This is a genomic window from Paramylibacter ulvae (assembly GCF_014652655.1).
In the GTDB taxonomy this organism is placed as follows: Bacteria; Pseudomonadota; Alphaproteobacteria; order Rhodobacterales; family Rhodobacteraceae; genus Amylibacter; species Amylibacter ulvae.
Genome location: NZ_BMZF01000004.1, coordinates 233724 through 254021, shown reverse-complemented (window position 1 = coordinate 254021; position 20298 = coordinate 233724). Strand labels below are relative to the sequence as shown.

The 20298-nt window shown below is 50.0% G+C and carries 22 protein-coding genes; 5 read left to right on the top strand and 17 right to left on the bottom strand.

Going from position 1 to position 20298, the window contains the following annotated elements:
* The first annotated feature begins 14 nt into the window (after positions 1-14).
* Positions 15-575: an LOG family protein gene (locus tag IE094_RS09830; protein ID WP_189640518.1), complete on the top strand. Its 561-nt coding sequence runs from the start codon at positions 15-17 to the stop codon at positions 573-575.
* Here the strand turns inward: IE094_RS09830 and rarD are convergent.
* The 7 genes from rarD to yajC all read right to left on the bottom strand — a co-directional run bounded on the left by rarD (position 560) and on the right by yajC (position 6645).
* The gene (gene rarD / locus IE094_RS09825) at positions 560-1456 is read right to left on the bottom strand and encodes an EamA family transporter RarD (protein ID WP_189640517.1); all 897 of its coding nucleotides are present in this window, start codon (positions 1454-1456) and stop codon (positions 560-562) included. The two genes, IE094_RS09830 and rarD, sit on opposite strands and share 16 nt — an antisense overlap.
* Positions 1457-1768: 312 nt before the next feature.
* Positions 1769-2377, bottom strand: a complete 609-nt coding sequence (locus IE094_RS09820) for a superoxide dismutase (protein WP_189640516.1) — start codon at positions 2375-2377, stop codon at positions 1769-1771.
* 112 nt (positions 2378-2489) lie between these two features.
* Complete coding sequence (locus IE094_RS09815) at positions 2490-2843, bottom strand: Mth938-like domain-containing protein (RefSeq protein ID WP_189640515.1); 354 nt, start codon at positions 2841-2843, stop codon at positions 2490-2492.
* 9 nt (positions 2844-2852) lie between these two features.
* Entirely contained in the window at positions 2853-3602 is a 750-nt protein-coding gene (locus IE094_RS09810) for a sulfite exporter TauE/SafE family protein (protein ID WP_189640514.1), read from the bottom strand.
* Between the two features lies 1 nt (position 3603).
* Complete coding sequence (gene secF, locus IE094_RS09805; protein WP_189640513.1) at positions 3604-4569, bottom strand: protein translocase subunit SecF; 966 nt, start codon at positions 4567-4569, stop codon at positions 3604-3606.
* 12 nt (positions 4570-4581) lie between these two features.
* A complete protein-coding gene (gene secD / locus IE094_RS09800) occupies positions 4582-6270 on the bottom strand; it encodes a protein translocase subunit SecD (protein ID WP_189640512.1) in 1689 nt (562 codons plus the stop codon).
* Between the two features lie 24 nt (positions 6271-6294).
* On the bottom strand, positions 6295-6645 hold the full coding sequence (gene yajC / locus IE094_RS09795) for a preprotein translocase subunit YajC (protein ID WP_189640511.1): 351 nt from the start codon (positions 6643-6645) through the stop codon (positions 6295-6297).
* A 285-nt stretch (positions 6646-6930) separates the two neighbouring features.
* On the opposite strand from yajC, the gene serS reads away from it, so the two are divergent.
* Positions 6931-8223, top strand: a complete 1293-nt coding sequence (gene serS, locus IE094_RS09790) for a serine--tRNA ligase (protein ID WP_189640510.1) — start codon at positions 6931-6933, stop codon at positions 8221-8223.
* Positions 8224-8335: 112 nt separating this feature from the next.
* Here serS and IE094_RS09785 read toward each other — a convergent pair whose 3' ends face one another.
* A complete protein-coding gene (locus IE094_RS09785) occupies positions 8336-8977 on the bottom strand; it encodes a hypothetical protein (protein WP_189640509.1) in 642 nt (213 codons plus the stop codon).
* Between the two features lie 150 nt (positions 8978-9127).
* Complete coding sequence (locus IE094_RS09780) at positions 9128-10702, bottom strand: bifunctional metallophosphatase/5'-nucleotidase (RefSeq protein ID WP_189640508.1); 1575 nt, start codon at positions 10700-10702, stop codon at positions 9128-9130.
* Between the two features lie 198 nt (positions 10703-10900).
* Between IE094_RS09780 and surE the strand changes: the two genes are divergently transcribed.
* The 3 genes from surE to IE094_RS09765 are packed head-to-tail and all read left to right on the top strand — an operon-like array spanning position 10901 to position 13547.
* Positions 10901-11662 (top strand): 5'/3'-nucleotidase SurE, encoded by a 762-nt coding sequence (gene surE, locus IE094_RS09775; protein WP_189640507.1) that lies wholly within the window; start codon positions 10901-10903, stop codon positions 11660-11662.
* Complete coding sequence (locus IE094_RS09770) at positions 11663-12313, top strand: protein-L-isoaspartate(D-aspartate) O-methyltransferase (protein ID WP_189640506.1); 651 nt, start codon at positions 11663-11665, stop codon at positions 12311-12313.
* Positions 12314-12350: 37 nt separating this feature from the next.
* Positions 12351-13547, top strand: a complete 1197-nt coding sequence (locus IE094_RS09765; protein ID WP_189640505.1) for a peptidoglycan DD-metalloendopeptidase family protein — start codon at positions 12351-12353, stop codon at positions 13545-13547.
* Positions 13548-13601: 54 nt separating this feature from the next.
* Here IE094_RS09765 and IE094_RS09760 read toward each other — a convergent pair whose 3' ends face one another.
* The 8 genes from IE094_RS09760 to IE094_RS09725 all read right to left on the bottom strand — a co-directional run bounded on the left by IE094_RS09760 (position 13602) and on the right by IE094_RS09725 (position 20243).
* Positions 13602-14120: a helix-turn-helix transcriptional regulator gene (locus IE094_RS09760; protein ID WP_229802214.1), complete on the bottom strand. Its 519-nt coding sequence runs from the start codon at positions 14118-14120 to the stop codon at positions 13602-13604.
* Between the two features lie 144 nt (positions 14121-14264).
* The gene (locus tag IE094_RS09755) at positions 14265-14789 is read right to left on the bottom strand and encodes a hypothetical protein (RefSeq protein WP_189640504.1); all 525 of its coding nucleotides are present in this window, start codon (positions 14787-14789) and stop codon (positions 14265-14267) included.
* Between the two features lie 329 nt (positions 14790-15118).
* Positions 15119-15934, bottom strand: coding sequence for an ATP-binding protein (locus tag IE094_RS09750; RefSeq protein WP_373295871.1), 816 nt, complete (start codon positions 15932-15934; stop codon positions 15119-15121).
* 11 nt (positions 15935-15945) lie between these two features.
* Positions 15946-16821, bottom strand: coding sequence for a twin-arginine translocase subunit TatC (gene tatC / locus IE094_RS09745; protein WP_189640502.1), 876 nt, complete (start codon positions 16819-16821; stop codon positions 15946-15948).
* Entirely contained in the window at positions 16821-17267 is a 447-nt protein-coding gene (tatB, locus tag IE094_RS09740) for a Sec-independent protein translocase protein TatB (RefSeq protein WP_189640501.1), read from the bottom strand. Before tatB ends, tatC begins: the two co-directional genes overlap by 1 nt.
* A gap of 28 nt (positions 17268-17295) precedes the next feature.
* Entirely contained in the window at positions 17296-17535 is a 240-nt protein-coding gene (locus tag IE094_RS09735) for a twin-arginine translocase TatA/TatE family subunit (protein ID WP_373295870.1), read from the bottom strand.
* A 138-nt stretch (positions 17536-17673) separates the two neighbouring features.
* Entirely contained in the window at positions 17674-18759 is a 1086-nt protein-coding gene (locus tag IE094_RS09730; RefSeq protein WP_189640500.1) for an ABC transporter ATP-binding protein, read from the bottom strand.
* 62 nt (positions 18760-18821) lie between these two features.
* Positions 18822-20243: an SLC5/6 family protein gene (locus IE094_RS09725; RefSeq protein WP_189640499.1), complete on the bottom strand. Its 1422-nt coding sequence runs from the start codon at positions 20241-20243 to the stop codon at positions 18822-18824.
* Between the last annotated feature and the right edge of the window lie 55 nt (positions 20244-20298).

The following is a 20298-nucleotide window of genomic DNA, read 5'->3' as shown; positions in this document are numbered from 1 at the left end:
CAAAGGTTTTTTCAATGGCGCAAAATTTAAACAAATCCGTCTGTGTTTATTGCGGCTCTCGTATGGGCACACAGGATAGCTTCAAACAATCCGCAACTGACCTTGGCCGAGCGTTGGCAGAATCAAATTTGCGCCTTGTTTACGGTGCGGGTGATGTCGGATTGATGGGCGCTGTCGCCAATGCGGCGCAATCCGCGGGCGGGCAAACCTTTGGCGTAATCCCCGTGCACTTATTGGACCAAGAGGTGGGCAAACGCGACCTGACCCATTTTATCATCACCGAAAATATGCATGAACGCAAAAAGGTGATGGTGATGAATTCAGATGCCTTTGTTCTGTTGCCAGGTGGGCTTGGGTCACTGGATGAATTTTTCGAATTGCTGACATGGCGCCAATTGGGATTGCACGAAAAACATTGTGTGATTTTGAATGTGGATGGGTATTGGGATCCGATGATCACAATGATTGACCATCAAATCGAAAATGGATTTGTCGCACCGCATAACCGAGATTTTTTCACGATTTGTAATTCCGTGCCCGCGGCAATGCGCGTGCTTAATCAGGTTTTATCTTGATTGCGCCAGCTTTCCACCGAATAAATCGCAAGCCCAGCCCAGATCAGTGCAAATGCAATCAGATGCCAATTGGTGAACGGTTCCATGAAAATGACCGTTGCCAATAAAAACTGGATTGTTGGATTGACGTATTGCACCAATCCAACACTGGCAAGGCTGAGCCGTTTCATCGCATAGGCCATCAAAACCAGCGGCCCCGCCGTCATCGGCCCTGCAAAGATCAACCAAAACGTATCGATGCCATGACCAAAATAACCACCTGGGCGATCAACAATGCCGATCCAGCCTTGGGTATGTGCGCCCCATAACCAGATCGCCGCCAGCGGTGATAACAACACTACCTCGCCCAACACAGTAATCGTGGGCCCCGCCGCCAGTGGTTTTTTGATTAGGCCGTATAGTCCAAACGTACCGCCAAGGATCAATGAAATCCATGGTGCCACACCCAATCCATATGTCATCAAACTGACCGCAATAAACGCCAACACAACGGCAAACCATTGTCTGCGCGACAATCGTTCACCTAAGAACAGATAACCCAGCACAACAGCGATCAATGGGAATATGTAATAACCAAGGCTGCTCTCGGCCAATTTGCCGACCTGTACGGAATAGATGAACACAAACCAGTTGATTGAAATCATCACCGCCGCCAGCACAACCAACGCCATTGCACGCCCATCGCGCAATAATGCGCGTAATTCATGCAACCGCCCTTTGATCCCGATGAACAGCAATAACAACAACGCAGACCAGATCGTGCGATGGCTTAACACCTCTAACGGGGGGACGTGTGCGATTTGGCGATAATACAGCGCGGACAGGCCCCAGATCGTACAGGCCAAAACCATCGCAATCACACCTTTTGTGCTTTCACGCATATCCGAATCCTTATTCATTTTTGCAAAAAGAAACCCCGCAGATTGCTCTGCAGGGTCTTTGCCCAACAACCTAGACCAAGGTCTAGTCCTCCCGTTGTTTAGCGTTTGAACGTAACGTCACTGTAACAGCGTTCAGAGTCAAGAAAATCATGCGAATTTTCTGCACAAATTTCGCAACTTTGCACAAATATTAGCTTTTCTTCTTTAAATCCACTTACCGCACAACCATTGGTTGCCAAATGGTGCAGAGCACAAATGAAAACGGCCCAAGAATCACATCGATTCTCGGGCCGTTCAGTTAGTTGGTTTGGTTTATGCGGCGGCCAGACGGCTCGCTACATTTTCCCAATCAACAAGATTGTCGAGGAAGTTTGACAAGTAAACTGGGCGCTTGTTGCGGAAATCAATGTAATATGAATGTTCCCAAACATCACAGCCCAACAATACCGTTTGGCCAAAGCACAATGGGTTCACACCGTTCTCCGTTTTGGTTACTTCTAAACCGCCATCGGCATTTTTCACCAACCAGCACCAGCCTGAACCAAATTGGCCAGCACCCGCTGCGCCAAACGCAGTTTTGAAATCATCAACAGAACCAAAGCTGTCTGTGATCGCCGCTTCCAATTCGGATGGCATCGCGCGTCCTGTTGGGCCCATCATTTTCCAAAATTCGTTGTGGTTCCACAACTGGCTGATGTTGTTAAAGATACCGTTTTGCGCAACAGATTTTGCATCATATGTGCCAACGATAATCTCTTCCAAGGATTTGCCATCCCATTCTGTGCCAGCAATCAATTTGTTGCCATTATCCACATATGCCTTGTGGTGCAGGTCGTGGTGGAATTCCAATGTTTCCGCAGACATGCCGCCAGCGGCCAACGCATCATGCGCATAAGGTAGATCAGGAAGTTCAAAAGCCATGTTATGCCTCTTTCGTTAGAGTGGTAATTTCTGTTTCAGCTATAGCGCAAATGATATGCAATTACAGTGGTAAATAATTCTGCTCGGCGCAAATTTGCGTCATCCTTTGGGATTAGACCGCGATCAACGCCGCACCAACCCGCCGCCCTTCGGACAGCAGGATATTATATGTGCGGCTTGCTGATGGGCTCGCCATGATCTCAAACGGCACTGCGTTTTTTTCAAATATTTCGCGTGTGGCGACTGGAATTTGGGTAATCGCATCGCCCGTTCCGATGAAAATAACATCCAATGTTTCAGTCGCGGCAATGATTTGATCCAAATCATCAAACCCACCCCAACTGAACACACCGCTTGGCAACATCAACAGGTTGCCGTCATGAATTTTATCTTCGACACGAAAAAAACCAGGCCCGTATGAATCAATCGGAGGCTGACCGTCATATGTGATTTCTTTTAATTGCATATCCCCTGCCTAATCCCAAATTGGCATGCCTGCAAGGGCACTGATCCCAATAATGGCATAGGCCACACGGCGATAGATATGCTCCTTGTCAGGATTGAAAATCCACTGGCCTACCAGCCCGCCAATGCCATATGGCACAGCAAGGATCACGCCAATGACCATGGGCAAGATGGTTAACAACCCTTTGATCAGGAACACAACGAACGTCATGATATCCACAAGGAACAGATATAATATCGTATTGCCCCGCACCATTGCGGGTGCACGCGGGCTGGACATGTACGACAAAATAACTGGCGGCCCCGGCAATGCCGCAATCCCGCATAAAAACCCGCTGATCACGCCAACAAGTGACGTCATGATTGCATTTAATGGGTTGGTGTAGCGCCAACCGCTGATCAACAGAACCAGCATCATCAATGCCAAACACGACACCATCCAGCGAAACACAACGGGGTCAAGCTGGGTCAACAGGTACACGCCAAACGGCAACCCGATAATCGCGCCGAACCCTAACAAACCCACATCGCGCGGTTCACCATCGCGCCAAGCACGGGGCAACAGCGCCAGTGGGCCGAACAGATCAAAAACCAGCAACATGATAATGGCGGTGATGGGTTCCACCACCTGTGCGGCAAACGGCATAAATACCATTGCCGTACCGAACCCCGCAAACCCACGCACCAATCCAGCAAGACTTACCGCAAATATTAACAGCCACAGACCGTCAATATGCAACGCCTGCTGGATCAATTCCATATTACGCGTCGATATTGGCGAATTGCGTGCCTGCGGCTCCGTCTTGTTTTTCCCAATCGCGCTTAACGCCCAATTTCAACAAAATCGCAGAGGCCACAAACACAGATGAATATGTCCCAACCACTACGCCCCAGATCATCGCAAACACAAACCCGTGGATCACATCGCCACCCAGAACAAACAAGCTGATCAATGCGATCAAGGTGGTGACAGATGTCATTACCGTACGGCTCAGCGTTTCGTTGATCGACAGGTTTAGAACCTCGCGCAATGGGCGTTTTTTGTATTTGCGCAGGTTTTCACGCACGCGGTCAAACACAACAACCGTATCGTTCAACGAATATCCAACAATTGTCAGCAACGCCGCGATGATGTTGAGATCAAAGCTCATTTGAAACAGCGAAAACACCCCAATTGTCAGCACAATATCATGCACCAATGCGGCCACTGCACCCAATGAAAATTGCCATTCAAACCGCAACCAGATGTAAAACAACACCGCGCCTACGGATAATAACACCGCAATCACCGCGGTTTTGACCAATTCGCCAGATACCTGTGGGCCAACACTGTCGATCTGTGGGAATGTCATGTCAGGGTCGATTGCATTCAATGCTGCCTTTACCGCCGTAATGGTTTCGGTTGTTACGGCCTCGTCGCCCTCTTGGGCTTCGAAACGTACCTGTGCAACATGTTGGTCAGGCTTGGTTGGGTCGAACACCTCGGTCACGGAAATATCGCCCAAATTCAACGCATCCAACGCCGCGCGATATTGCGCAACATCCACCGCATGAGTGGAATCCGTGCGAATGGTTGTACCACCCTTAAAATCAATGCCGTAGTTCAGCCCCATAGAAAAGAACAGAAAGATCGACACGATCATCGCCAGCGCAGATGCACCCAATGTAATCGGCGAAAAGCGAAAGAAATCAAAATTTGTTTCGGATGGGATCAGTTTTAAACGCATGGTTTTCGCCCCTTAAACGTCGATTGTTTTTGGCCGCTTATGCGCAAGCCAAGTTGAAATAATCAGGCGTGTCACCCAAATCGCGGTGAACACCGATGTCACAATACCAAGTCCAAGTGTGACGGCAAAACCGCGCACTGGGCCGCTGCCCATCACAAACAGGATGATCGCGGCAATCAATGTGGTGATATTGGCGTCAATAATCGCACTGAATGCGCGTTCATAACCCAACTCGATCGCACGTGCGGGGCCTTTGGCTGCCTTTAATTCTTCGCGGATACGTTCGAACACCAACACATTGGCATCCACGGCCATACCAATCGTCAACACGATCCCCGCAATACCAGGTAATGTTAGTGTCGCGCCAATTGCGGATAACAGGCCAAAAATCAAGGCTACGTTGATGATCAAGGCTACATTGGCAAACAATCCAAACAACCCATAGCTGAGGAACATGAAAACCAGCACCGCGCTAAACGCGACGATACAGGCCAACGCGCCCGCATCAATGCTATCTTGGCCCAGCTCTGGCCCGATGGTGCGCTCCTCGAGGTATGTTAGTGCTGCGGGCAACGCACCTGCGCGTAGCTGAATGGACAGGTTGGTTGTTTCTTCCACGCTAAAATTACCGGTGATAATGCCTGAACCACCTGAAATATGTGATTGAATGGTTGGGGCACTTACGACCTCTTCATCCAGAACAATCGCAAATGGCTGGCCAATATTATTGGCGGTATATTCACCAAAAATCTTGCCACCTGTGGTGTTCAAACGAAATCCAACTGCTGGGCGATTGTTTTGATCAAACTGTGCGGATGCATCCACCAAATGATCACCCGTAATTACGGGCGTTTTATCCAAAATGTAATACACGCCCTGCTCGTCACCCGCTGGCAACAAAATTTGGCGCGCTTGCAATCGGGCATTTTCGTCTGATGTGCGACCTGCAACGGGATGGAAAGTCAACTTCGCCGTTTTCCCGATCAGGGATTTCAACTCTTCCGCGCTACCGATACCGGGGACTTGGATCAAAATGCGATCTTCGCCTTGGCGTTGAATAATCGGCTCGCGTGTCCCTGCTTCGTCCACGCGGCGACGTACGATTTCCAATGATTGCGCCATAGTGCGATCATTGGTGGCCAATTTCTCGGCCTCTGACATCGTAATCACAATCACATCGCCGTCGGCACGTGCCTCGATATCATTGGAACCTGCACCAGACAGGGTCACAATCGGACTGGCCAATCCACGCACCAATTCCAACGCACGTTCCATTTGCTCTGGCTTGGATATGCGCACGCGCAATTCACCATCTGCGGCGTCCACACGGCGAATGGTGCCAATCGTGGCACGCTCGCTGCGCAATTCACCCAATACTTGTTGCCAATAATCATCCATGCGTGTGGCGTACACATCGCTAACCTGCACCGCAGCCAACAAATGCGCACCACCGCGCAAATCAAGCCCAAGGTTCACCAATGACGATGGCATCCATGATGGCCACTGATCCGCCACTGCTTCCAGCTCTGCCCCGCTCATCGCCCCGATTTCTGGGTTCGCGGCCAATCCACCGCTTAACACCACATTGGCATCATTACTTTGTTCAACGCGGTCGTAAAACCCGTTTGGAATTGCCAATAAAATACCAAGAGCACACAGCCCCCAGATAACGATCTTTTTCCAGAGAGAAAATTGGAGCATGAACTTGCGCCTGTATGAGTGTGATTATTTTTTAACTGTTTTTTCTGCTTTTGCAGATTTCGCTGGCTCGGTTTTGTTCAAAACCGTTTGCACCGTGTGCTGTACAACGCGCACTTTAACACCAGTTGCGATTTCAACTTCGATTTCATTATCGCTGCCAACTTTGGTCACTTTGCCGATGATACCACCAGATGTCACAATCTGATCACCCTTGCGCAGTGCATCAACCATCGCGCGATGCTGTTTGATTTTCTGTTGCTGTGGACGGATCATCAAAAAATACATGATCGCAAAAATCAGGATCAACGGGATAAAGGAACCCAACGCACCACCCGGTGCACCCGCAGCCTGTGCATAAGCAGGAGAAACAAACATTTAAAACCCTCGTGTTTTGGGTGCCAAACACCCGTAAAATTTCAGTCGCACGATTACTATAGGCGGCATTGGATATTGGCAAGCATAACCGCGCAAACATCGCAAAACCGTGAGTGTTTGGCCAAATCTGTGTCCTGCGCTGGCGCCATACAGTTGTCCGACACTTGTCCCACGCATGTCCGCCATATGTCCCACGCTGGTTTTGGTGCGATATTTGGGCTTAACCATCCGATGGGTTTGGTGTATCACGCCCCCAATTCGAAACTTCAATTCAGGGACAAACCCATGCACGATATCCGCGCAATTCGCGAAAACCCATCTGCCTTTGACGCCGCTTTGGCCAAACGTGGTGTGGCCCCGATGTCCTCTGAAATTTTGGCCATTGATGAATCACGTCGCGCCAAAATCACCGCCGCCGAAGCCGCCCTTGCCGATCGCAACGCTGCATCCAAAAATGTGGGTGCCGCCAAGGCCAAAGGCGACGATGCAGAATTCGAACGTCTTCGCACCTTAGTTGCTGAAAAGAAAGCAGAAATTGCCGATCTTGAAGAACTGGCAAAGGTGGAAGACGCCAAATTAAACGACATTCTAATGGCCCTGCCCAACAGCCCACATGACGATGTGCCAGAGGGTGCGGATGAAAATGATAACGTCGAAATCCACAAATGGGGCACCCCGCCAGCATTTGATTTTGACGCTAAAGAGCATTTTGAAATCACAGGCGTCATGCCCGGTATGGATTTCGAAACTGCGGCCAAGCTCAGCGGCTCTCGCTTTGTCCTGCTCAGCGGTGCAATCGCACGCATTCACCGCGCATTGGCGCAATTCATGCTTGATACCCACACGTCAGAAAACGGATTAACAGAAGTTAACGCCCCCGTGCTCGTGCGCGACGAAGCCATGCTTGGCACGGGCCAATTGCCCAAGTTCGCCGAAGACAGCTATCAAACCACAAACGGCTGGTGGTTGGTGCCAACGTCAGAGGTGACACTCACAAATATTGTTGCAGGATCAATGATTTCAGAGGATTACCTGCCCCGTCGCTACACTGCCCATTCCTTGTGTTTCCGCTCCGAGGCTGGATCAGCAGGGCGCGATACATCGGGCATGTTGCGCCAGCATCAATTCGAAAAGGTCGAAATGGTTTCGGTCACAAAACCCGAAGATTCCCGCGCGGAATTGGATCGCATGACCAAATGCGCAGAAGGAATTTTGGAAAAACTCAATCTGGCCTATCGCACCATGGTTTTATGCACGGGTGACATGGGATTTGGCGCCCAGCGCACCCATGATATCGAGGTGTGGTTGCCTGGCCAAAACACCTATCGCGAAATCAGCTCTTGTTCGGTTTGCGGCGATTTCCAAGCACGCCGCATGAACGCACGGTTCAAACGTGAGGGCGAGAAAAAACCCGAATTCGTTCACACGCTGAATGGTTCTGGCCTTGCGGTTGGGCGCTGCTTGATTGCGGTTTTGGAAAACGGCCAAAACGCCGATGGTTCCATCACCATGCCCGACGTATTGCACCCCTATCTGGGCGGCAAAACACAGGTGACTGCGGATGGGCAACTCGCCTAATTCCATTTTGTAAAAATATCCAAAACCATTTGCACCTTTTGGTGCAAATGGCATCGCTTGGGGCTTGGCCCCAAGCTCATCTAATGCAGGCTTGCCTGCTCATTTTAGCGGATCATTTTTTGAACCAAATCTGTTGACCAGCGGGTTGTAATTGTTCACGCACGCCCGCGTCCAATTGTTCGACATCCACAGGACAATAATCTTCGCGCCCCACCTTTAGGGTTTCTTTACAATTTACGGATATCATACCCGTGATCGGAACATTTTTCAGATGTGCATTGGAATCGCCATTTAACAATGTTCCCAACCCCAGCGGGCCATAGGCTTGCGGTTTTTCAATCGCAACATCGACATTCCCGCGCAACATCAATTGCTGCCCTATGGCTTCGCCAGCCATCAATGTTGCACTGATATTCATCCCTGTCAGCACCGCAATCACGCTGGAACCACGGGTAAATGCGCCAAATCGCGTCTGTGGACGGTACACAAAGCAAAGCCCCAAACCCAAGCCAATCATCAATCCAAATGCGATCAGTTCCAGCCAAATTTGGCCAAGCCCAATCATGTTACGCGCCGTGACAAAATCCACAATTTTACCTGTGATCGAATTGCTTTTGTTAAATATCAAATCCGCAATTGTTAGAAAAGCACCGCCAACAAATGATCCAACCACAACTTCCCAAACATGTGCAGGATTGGCAGGTTGCGCTGCGACCTCTGGTGGGGTGTTTAAATTCGTTTCGGTATTGGTCATTTCAGTCTCCCTTCCAAATATGGGATAAAAAATCGAATACCGAACACTGGCAAATTTTGATGATTATTGCAGTGACGTAGATCACCCAATATCAACCTATAGATGCAAAAAGGCCCCGCAAACGCAGGGCCTTTTCAGTTAAACTATAACTTATTTTTTGGCGATACGCCCATCAACGTACGGTTTGTAATCCGCATTTTTGGCAATGAACTCGGCCAATACATCGGCCACATCGGGGCCAAAATCATATGCGTTTGCGGCATCTTGGAACATTTTAAATCCATCACCACCGCCACGCACAAAGTTGTTTGAAACAACACCGTACGTCGCACTTGGATCAATCGGTGCCCATGCGCCATCTTTCATCACCATCACGTCTTGGATGCGACCTTCATTTGGTGCAACACTTGCGTCCCAAGTGAATTTCATCCCAGCGATCTGTGGGAAACGCCCCTTTACTTCTTCCACTTGGCTCACACCATTTTCAAGCGCATCAATCATTGTTTGACCTGATACTTGGAATGTGGACAGCGTGTTTTGGAATGGTAACACGGTCAAAACTTCGCCCATTGTGACTTCGCCTGCATCAATGCTAGACCGTACACCTCCAGAGTTTTGGAACGCGATTGAAATCCCCTGATCCTTGACCCGATCCAACATCGCATCGGCAATCAGATTGCCCATGGAACATTCCTCGATCCGACAAATGGCGCGATCGCCCTCAATTGCACCTGCTGCTGATCCGATGACTTTGTCGCGGATTTCTTGCAATGGCACGGCCAATTCCGCGATGCGTGCTTTGGTGGCTTCGTCTTCGACGACCGTGGCATCAATAACCAATGGCTCGCCTTTGGCCTCGGTAATATTTCCCGCATCATCAAATGTGACATTCAATTCGCCCAAGAACTTACCGTATGCATAGGCTTGCACAATCGCGGTGTCGTTCACCATCGTTGGGTACGGTCCTGCGGCGCCATCATTGCTGTTGGACAACAATGTATTTGAATGCCCCCCTACGATCACATCAACGCCTGTGGTACCAGCAGCGACAACTTTGTCGACTTCGTAACCAGAATGGGACAGCACGATAATTTTGTTCACGCCTTCTGCGGTCAGCTTGTCAACTTCGCCTTGAACGGCATTGGTCGGGTCAGTGAAAATTATGTTATCGCCAGGACTTGCCAATTCCTTGGTGTCGATTGGTGTCAAGCCAATCAGGCCGAGTTTTTCACCACCACGTTCAATCACAGTAGATTTTGCCAGCTTATCCGCCAATTTCGGTTCGCCCGAAAAATCGGCGTTTGACATCAAAACGGGGAAATTCACCGCATCCATGAACCCACGCAGAACCTCTGGCCCATCATCGAATTCGTGGTTGCCCACGGTCATCGCGTCATATTCCATCTTGTTCATCATTTCCGCGGCAACCTTGCCTTTGTAATAGGTATAGAAAAGCGTGCCTTGGAATTGATCGCCACCATCAACCAAGATGGAATTGTTGGATCGTTTACGTGCATCCGCAACCGCATTCACCAAACGCGCGGAACCACCGAAACATTTACCTTCGGCGTTATCTTCTTCGCCACAGCCTGAATCATATTTGCTTACTGGTTCAAAACGTGCGTGAAAATCGTTGGTATGCAGAATCGTCAACGAATAATCAGCAGAAGCATAACCAGCCGTTGTCGCCAGCAATGCCAATGAAGTGAGGAGTTTTTTTGTCATAGCAGCACCCTGTTTTGTGTTGTTGTTAAAAGATTATTCAAAGCCTACTCCTTGAACATATCACAAATCAACATATCAATTTGGCGCAACAAATTTGTGACGTAAGGGTAAGCGAAATCATTTTTTTGAACAAAAGACTCTTTTAACCACCCCCCAACTCCGATAGCAGTGATAACAGCAGATTATATCGGGGACGGGATGCGCATTTTAATAACCAATGACGATGGTATCGATGCACCTGGTCTGGCGGTGCTGTTGGATATTGCGCGCAAACTCACCGATGCGAATAACATCACTACGGTCGCTCCTGCCATTGAACAATCGGGGGTTGGTCATTGCATTACATATACAAATTCCCTGCATTATGATGATCGGGGCGACGGCGCATTTGCGGTGCATGGATCACCTGCGGATTGTGTGATTGCGGGTGTGTTTGAAATTCTGGATGGCAACAAACCTGATCTGATCCTCTCGGGCGTTAACAAGGGGAATAATGCCGCGCAAAACACGCTTTATTCTGGCACGGTTGGCGCCACGATTGAGGCGGCAATGCATGACATAAAATCCATCGCGCTGTCGCAATTTTATGGCCCCGCACTTCTTGATTGCGACACATTCGATCCCGCCCGCGCATATGGTGCAGAGACAGTTCAAAAAATTCTGGGTGCGGATGCTTGGACCGCTGATCAGGGCATGTTGTTTTACAATGTGAATTTTCCACCCGTTCCTGCCGCAGATGTGCAGGGGCATCGGATCACCACGCAAGGGTTTCGCAACGGTTCCCCGTTCAGCACAGAGCGGCGCGAAAATACGCTTTGGATCAAAGGCACGCCCCAACATGAAAGCACTGCTGCGGGAACCGATGTGCATGCCAATTTGGCGGGGTATATTTCCATAACACCCTGCCATGTTGATCTGACAGCACACGCGCAAATCGCGCAATTGAAAGAAGTGTTCTAGATGCAGGTGACACCCGAAGTAATGATGCAATACATGCTGCTGTTGCGCAACAAAGGGGTGCGCGACAAACGTGTGTTGCATGCCATGGAATTGATCCCGCGCCACCCGTTTGCACAGGGCAGTTTTGCCAAACATGCCTATGATGATGCGGCATTGCCGATTGCCTGTGGTCAAACGCTATCGATGCCATCCGTCGTTGGCAAAATGACCCAAGCATTAGAGGTCGGTCCACGCCACAAGGTTTTGGAAATCGGCACGGGGTCTGGCTTTCAGGCCGCCGTGCTCAGCCAGTTATCGCGCCGTGTTTATTCCGTGGAACGCCACCGCCCATTGGCACAAGAAGCAAATAAAACATTGAACGATCTTGGTGTGGTCAATGTGACGATAATTGTGGGGGATGGCGCGCTTGGTTTGCCCGAACAAGCCCCCTTTGACCGCATCATTTTAACCGCAGCTGCAGAAGATCCACCTGCAACCCTCTTGGCGCAGTTGAAAGAGGGCGGTATTATGGTATTACCAGTAGGACAGTCGGACACGGTTCAAACCCTGATCAAGGTCACCAAAAGTGCCACAGGTTTGGATTATGAAGAATTAGAAGACGTACGATTTGTCCCATTAATAGAAGGCATCGCACCGCGCGTGCTCAGATAGGCCCCGCAGAGGGTGAACAGGCAAAGGAAACAGGCACATGTCATTGAAAACGAAACGTTTTCACCTGTCGACAGGTATAATTTTCGCAAGCATTTTCGCACTTACCGCGTGCGATGATATCAAAGATATTCGTTCAATCACCGACATTGGCCGCAAGGTTGATCCCATTCCTGGAAGCAATGTCAAAAAGACCCAATCGCGCCCTCAGGCCGATGAACGTGGGGTGATTACCTATCCGAATTATCAAGTAATTGTTGCAAATCGATCTGACACAATGACCGATTTGGCCGCGCGTGTGGGGATTTCCGCCGATGAATTGGCCCGCTTTAACGGCCTAAAGGTGGATCATATGCCACGCGATGGCGAAGTTTTGGCCTTGCCGAAAAACGCAGATCGCGGCGTGGCAATCACACCCGCCGAAACTGGCGTCAGCGGATCCAGTGTTGAGGATATCGCATCATCTGCACTTGACGATGTACCAAATTCACCAGCACGCATTCCAACGGGTACCGAACCCAAACGCCATGTCGTCAAATCGGGTGAAACCGCTTATACGATTGCGCGACTTTACGGTGTGTCGGTTACATCCCTTGCGTCTTGGAACGGCTTGGACAAAGATTTAAGCCTGCGCACAGGTCAGCAATTGTTGGTACCGGTCGAGGATAACTCTGCCGCGGTCGCCGCAGCACCAGTTCAAGTGGCCAGCAATAGTACCGCAACCCAACCTGCGCCGCGCCCATCAGCGGTCAGCAAACCTGGATCAGGATCGTCGGCCCCTGTCCCACCCAGTTCAACCAAAAGCTTGCCAAAACCAGTACCAGCGGCAAAGCCTGCTGAACAAGTGGTGGCCGCCGCGCCAGAGCGCAAACCAACAACCAGTTCACGCAAATTGTTAAAACCAGTGAATGGTAAAATCCTTCGCGGATTTTCATCCAAATCAGGCGGGAACGAAGGCATTGATTTCGCCGCGAACAAGGGAAGCGACGTCAAGGCCGCCGAAAATGGTACGGTTGCGCTGACATCCAATTCCGTCAACGGATCATCGATCATTTTGGTGCGCCACCCCGATAACCTCTATACAGTTTATTCAAATGTATCGGATGCAACGGTGAAAAAAGGCAGCACCGTAACGCGCGGCCAAACCATTGGCAAAGTGTCGGGCGGCAACCCACCCTTTGTCCATTTCGAAGTGCGCCGCGGCACAGAAGCGGTTGATCCAACACCATATCTATAATGAAATACCACCCAGCGTGAACGCGCGTTGGGTGGTTTTTATTGCGTGATACGACTAAAACTCGTTCACTTCGCGATCGTCGAATTTATCATTGTTGATTAACATATCATCCACCAAGATCGACAAAAGCTGTGCGCGACCGCTGACGCCTACTTTGCGATAAATCGCATTGCTCTGCGCCTTGACCGTGCCCTCTGATGATCCACGTAATTGCGCGATTTCCTTGATGGAAAAACCTTTGATGGTAAACCAAGCGACGTCTCGTTCAGCGGCCGAAAGCGCCCATCTTTCGAATTTTTGATTGACCACCGTCACAAATGCATCTGATGCCCCGCGCAGCTTTTCTTCGGCGCGTTGCTGGCTACGTTCAGCACGTAAAATCATACGCACGCCCAAAATAGCGCCCAGCATTAATCCAACACTTGCGCTGACCTCAAGCGTTTCACGCAACTGCCAGCCAATACTTGTTGTACGCAGCCCAAGAATCGACACCGCCAAATTGGCGATAAAGATACCCGAACATAAAACCTGAATCCCAACAGTGGCCCAGAGCAAAAACTTGCGATTGTTCAATGTGTTTCCCCAAAAACCGTCAGGGTGTTGAAATGAATTAGTGTGCAAAACGAAGTTAACCAGAATTTAGAGAGAAATCACGCGCTATTATTTTATTAGGTCACGCATTGTTTGCATTCATCGCTGATGTGCGATGCGATGCTGTTATCGATTACGGCCGCCGCCACGACCATTGCCGTTACCATTACCGCCGCCGTGGCCGTTGCCATTATCGCCGCCGTGGCCGTTGCCATTATCGCCGCCGTGGCCGTTGCCATTATCGCCGCCGTGGCCGTTGCCATTGCCGCCGCTTTGGCCGTTACCATTGCCGCCGCTTTGGCCGTTACCATTGCCGCCGCTGATGCCATTGCCACCGGGCGACTCGCTTTCGTCGTCATTTTCGTCTTCATCTTCAGATGTCGCATTGGCGCCGTTTTCTGCACCGAAAACCCAGTCGTCTTGTAATATTTGGCCAGACCCACGGGCCACGACGATCTCGCGTTCCAATGCGCCTTTGTGTGCAGTGATAACCGTGCGGCCAAGCCATGTACGCCCGCGCTTGGTAACTGTGAAACCTTGGTTGGTTAATTGGCGCACCAAAGCATCCGCAGGCGTCGTCGCCTGTTGGGCAAAACTTGGTGTCGCCATGGAAAGGCTGACAATGATCGCGGTACGGGTAATTTTTAACATGAGCCAATCTTTGAATTAAGGAACGGGTATTGGATGCAAGTGAATAATAAAGAGGGGCTATTCACTTGCATCCAAATAGAGCAACGTTGCGTGTCGTCGTCAACTCTGTATGACATCGGTTCTGGTTGCACCTTCGCCTTTGTCATCAACGCTAGAAATCAAAATCTACACTCGCCTTGTCCCCGACAAGTGTACCTAGTGAAAATGGGTATCCAGCACGGAACATCTGCAATTAAACAAAATTTCGAATTCAGCGCTATAAACGAAAGGTATACTGGCATAAACCAAAGGTATATACGCATATTTTACTTTTAAAAACAGTAAGTTATCTATAGTTTTATTTTTTTACGTCCAGCAAGATCAACAAAAAATTGCCATGCAACGCGTCCAGATCGCGCCCCGCGCGTAGCTTGCCATTCGATTGCTTGCGCACGCAGGTCAGAATCGTCGATCGAAACACCGTATGAATCGCAATACCCACGAATCATTTTTAGGTACTGATCCTGATCACAAGGATGAAAACCAAGCCATAGGCCGAACCGATCGGACAGCGATACCTTTTCCTCCACCGCTTCGGATGGATTGATCGCTGTTGATTTTTCATTTTCGATCATATCGCGTGGCATCAGGTGGCGGCGATTTGAAGTGGCGTAAAACAACACGTTGTCGGGGCGACCTTCGACACCACCATCCAAAACGGCCTTCAGGCTCTTGTATGCGGCATCATCACCATCAAAGCTAAGATCATCACAAAACAGCAAAAACCGATGCTCGCTTTGGCGCAGGATCGCCAAAAGCGTTGAAACGCTTGCCAAGTCTTCACGTTGAATTTCAACAAGCTTAAGCGAGCCACCAACCGCGGCATGCACTGCCTTGACCAAGGATGATTTACCCATGCCCCGCGCGCCCCATAACAAGGCATTATTCGCAGGCAGCCCATCGCCAAATTGCGTGGTATTGGCCAGCAAAGTGTCACGCGCACGATCAACGCCAACCAACAGGTCCAGCGATACGCGGCTGACATCAACAACGGGCATCAATTGTTCGGGGCTTGAATGCCAAACGAACGCGTTCGCCGCATCAAGATCAGGTTCGGATAATGCGGCTGGTGCCAATCGTTCCAGAGCCGATGCTATACGATTCAATGTATCTTCGTTCACAGGTCAAGCTCTGCTTCTTCGGCGGCGATGCGTGCGTCGCGTTTCTTTTCCACCATCATCACCAACCAGATGGACACCTCGTAAAGCATGTAAACAACGCTAAACAAAATCACCTGTGTAATCACATCAGGGGGCGTCACCACAGCGGCGAGTGTTAAGATCCCAACAACCGCATATTTGCGCATGTCTTTCAGGCCTTGGGATGAAACGATCCCTGCTAAACCCAACAAAGTCAACAACACAGGCAACTGAAAACAAAGCCCAAAGGCAAAGATGAACTTTAACGTCAGATCTAGCGATTCCTTAACCGAGCCTAAGAACACCGTTTCCAACTCTTGGCTGGCGTCTGGGTTGGCGACCTTGCCCACATCACCGCTGGTCAACAAATCTGTCACGGCAGGAAGGATATCGCCAAAGCCGATGAAAAACCGCATCGCCAGCGGTGTTACAACGTAATGCGCGAATGCCGCGCCCAACAGGAACAACAAAGGGGATGCGACAATAAACGGTAAAAATGCGCCCTTCTCATTTTTATACAATCCCGGCGCCACAAAGCGCCACATCTGATAGGCGATCACAGGGAATGCCAGCATCAAACCACCGATGACCGATATCCGAAACAGGACAAAGAATTTTTCTTGGGGGGCGGTGAATATTAGGCGCGCATCCTGTCCACGTTCTTGCAAGATTTTTGCAATTGGTTCGAACAGAAAATTCAACAATGGTTCAGCAACGAAAAACACCAATAACATCGCAACGATAAATGCGCCGACGGAATAGATTAACCGTGTGCGTAATTCCGCAAGATGTTCGATTAATGGTGCGGAGCTCGCCTCGATATCATCATGTTCCAGATCAGGTGTGTCGCTCATTAACTTGCTTTCTTGGCGGTCTTTTTTGCGGCTGTTTTAGTGGTCTTTTTCGCCGCTGCTTTTGCAGGCTTTTTAGCGGCGGTTTTGGTCGCGGTTGTTTTGCTCGCAACCTTTGCGGGTGTGCCCGACGCGCCCGATGCACTTGTATCGCTTGCAGATTTTGCACCGCTGCCAAAATTGTCAGCGTATGATTTCATTGGGTCCTTGATGGTATCAAGACCCAAATCTTTGATATCGGTGGCCTTGCGCACCGTGTCACCAATATCCTTGATACCCGTGTCATCCGCGGCCTGATCCATGGCACGCTGGAAATCGCGCGCCATGCCACGGGCACGGCCAACAAAATTGCCCACTTTGCGAAACATCATGGGCAAATCTTTGGGGCCAACAACGATCAAGGCGACAACGCCAATGACCAACATTTCGGCCATACCAATATCAAACATGCAAATCCCCTATGCGCGGCAACAGGGCCTATGCCTTGTCTTTGTTGGGTGTAATATCTTTGGCTTCTTCGGATGCGTCTTCAAGTGCGGCATCCATTTCGTCTTTGCCTTCACTCACGCCTTTTTTGAATGCGGTGATGCCTTTGCCCACCTCGCCCATAAGGTTGCTGATTTTACCACGGCCAAACATGACCAGAACCACAACTGCAATCAGCAGCAAGCCTGGCAAGCCAATGTTTTGGATGAAAAGTGGTGTCATTGGAATCATGTGATCCTCCTAAAAAATCGCCAGCACAGATGCGCCGTTTTTTTGTTTCCGATATATAGTTAGGCTCTTTTTCAATGGTTTCAAAGCCTAAACAATCGCGATTGCGTGAATATTTGCCGATTTATTGAAACATTTCCTTCACTGCGCAAAAACAAAGCACCGATCGCGGCGCACACTTAACCATAATGGCGTGCCCGCGTTAGGCAAAAACACACCTGGAACAACCGCATGCAGGCGCACATTGTCATAATCCATCGCAAATTCGACCAAACTCTGATGCCCTAAAAACCGAGCGCGCTCCACCACGCCACGTGCAGGTGTGCCCTCTTCGACGGTTGGGTTTGGGCCGCGACCACCGCGATCAAAATCAATGCGCAAATGTTGTGGTCGAATAACAATTTCAACATCCGTTCCATCGGCAATACCAGGTGTCAAAAATTCACCAAATGGCGTACGGGTTAATGCACCGTTTACCTGACCGTTTATCACGTTAATGTCGGAAAAAAATGCTGCAGCGCGGCGATCAACTGGGGAATTATAGATATTATACGGCGCACCCGATTGCACGATACGCCCATCGCGCATCAATGCGATCTGATCGGCCATGCGCATCGCCTCTTCTGGTTCATGCGTGACCATCAACACTGCCGTGCCTTCGGATTTCAACAATTCCAGCGTTGCATCGCGAACGGTATCACGCAGCCGATTATCAAGCCCGCTAAACGGTTCATCCATCAACATCACGGCAGGGCGCGGTGCCAATGCACGCGCCAATGCAACCCGTTGCTGTTCACCACCCGATAATTGATGGGGGTACTTGTCACCAAAATCCTCTAATCCAACCTTGCCGAGCAATTCGCGCACTCGCACGTCCCGATTGGGATCACGCGAAATCCCAAACCCGACATTCTTCGCAACGGTCAAATGCGGGAACAGGGCAAAATCTTGGAACATCAATCCGATACCACGCGATTCTGGTGGTAAATGATGCCCATCACCCGATACGGTTTCGCCATTTATCAAAACGCGCCCAGATGTTTGCTGGTCAACACCCGCCGCGATACGCAGGGTCGTTGATTTGCCGCAACCAGATGGTCCCAACAAACACGTCACCTGCCCCGCAAGCAAGCGAATGCTTAGTCCATCAACCACATTGCGCGATCCAAAACGGCGCGTAATATCGCACAGTTCCAATATTGCAGTATCATTTGCGTCTTGCGTCACGGTGGTTGCCTTGGTTCCTTCACCTGACCAATTTAATCAGGCATAGCGTGGCGATACCAGTGTCACGCGCGAACGGCAAGTATCCGATTGCTGATGATCCCCAAAATTCCTGCGGCAAATCCGACAACAAGCACAGCGATACAAATCACCAATAGCTGATCGTATTTGTGAATTTCACCCGCCGATATCCATGGATTCACCATTTGCGCAACCAGTTCAGTACCACGATACATATACGCCGCTGCCCCTAAAATTGCCGCCGTCCACGCCACCAAATACGACCAACGCGGCACAATCATTCCCATGAATGCCAGTATCAAAACAGGTGTTAAAAACATCGACGCTGTGCCTGAAACCGCCACCGCATCAAACAATGTTTTATTCCCCCACAGGGTCAAAATTGCACCACCGACCATGAAGAACACCATCGCAATGCGCCCGTTTAACACGCTGCGTGCGGCGACATTGAATTCATCAATCACCAGGCGCGCAGCAGACGCCAACGCGCTATCCAGTGTTGAAATCGCAGAAACCAACAATGACGCGGCAATCAGAAAATACACAAACGGCCCAAACATCGTGGACCAAGTACCCAACAATTGGTTTTCATAAGCGGCACCAATCAACCCTGCCTGAATACCAAACATGCCAAACCCAAATATGCACAGCGCCGAAATGATAAATGCAAAACCAAAGCTCTTGCGCGTTGTTTCTTCATCCGCCAAAAAACCACGGTCCATCATCACGGGGTCATGCGCGGGGTATGAAAACACTTGCAATGCGGCCACTGCGACCAAAACCCACCCTGGGCGGCTGGCCTGATCATGCACACCCTGTGCGCCAAAAATTGCGCCAAACGAAAACCCATCGCCCAACACCATCACGCAAAATGCGATGATAAACACCACCAGAAAAATAAGCATCTGCAACACATCTGTACGCAGCGATGCACGCAATCCACCAAGCGCAGAATACACCAACCCGATGAACGCAAGGGCAATCACCGATCCCGCTTCTGCCCAAACCACATCTGGAAATGCCGCCGCGAAAATTAATCCAACAACGATCAAATTCGCAAACACCTCGGACAACAGGCGCAGCGCAATCACCACATTATAAGTCCATTCCCCGGTACGCCCAAAATGATCAAACAGCCAATCCTGTACCGATCCCGCGCGATCGCGCCGCAACCGCGCAACAATAAAGCCACCCGTCAGAAAACTCAGATAATATGTGGTATAGGCCAACGTGCCCGCAAACCCATAAAAATACCCCAAAATCGCGGCATTCATCAATGATCGTGCAAATATCCATGTGGTCACTTGGCTCAATACCAACACCCACAAACTGGGCTGTCCGCCAGCGTGATCCGCCCCTTCAAAAAATCCCGCGAGCCCAACATTGCGCGGCGCCAAATACAGGCTGATCCCTGACACAATCAAAACAAACCCAACCAACGCCCACGGGCTTGCAAATATTTCCATGATTTTCCCCTTAAAATTTGCGCGCTTCTATCACGCAAAATCCGATTCACATCAT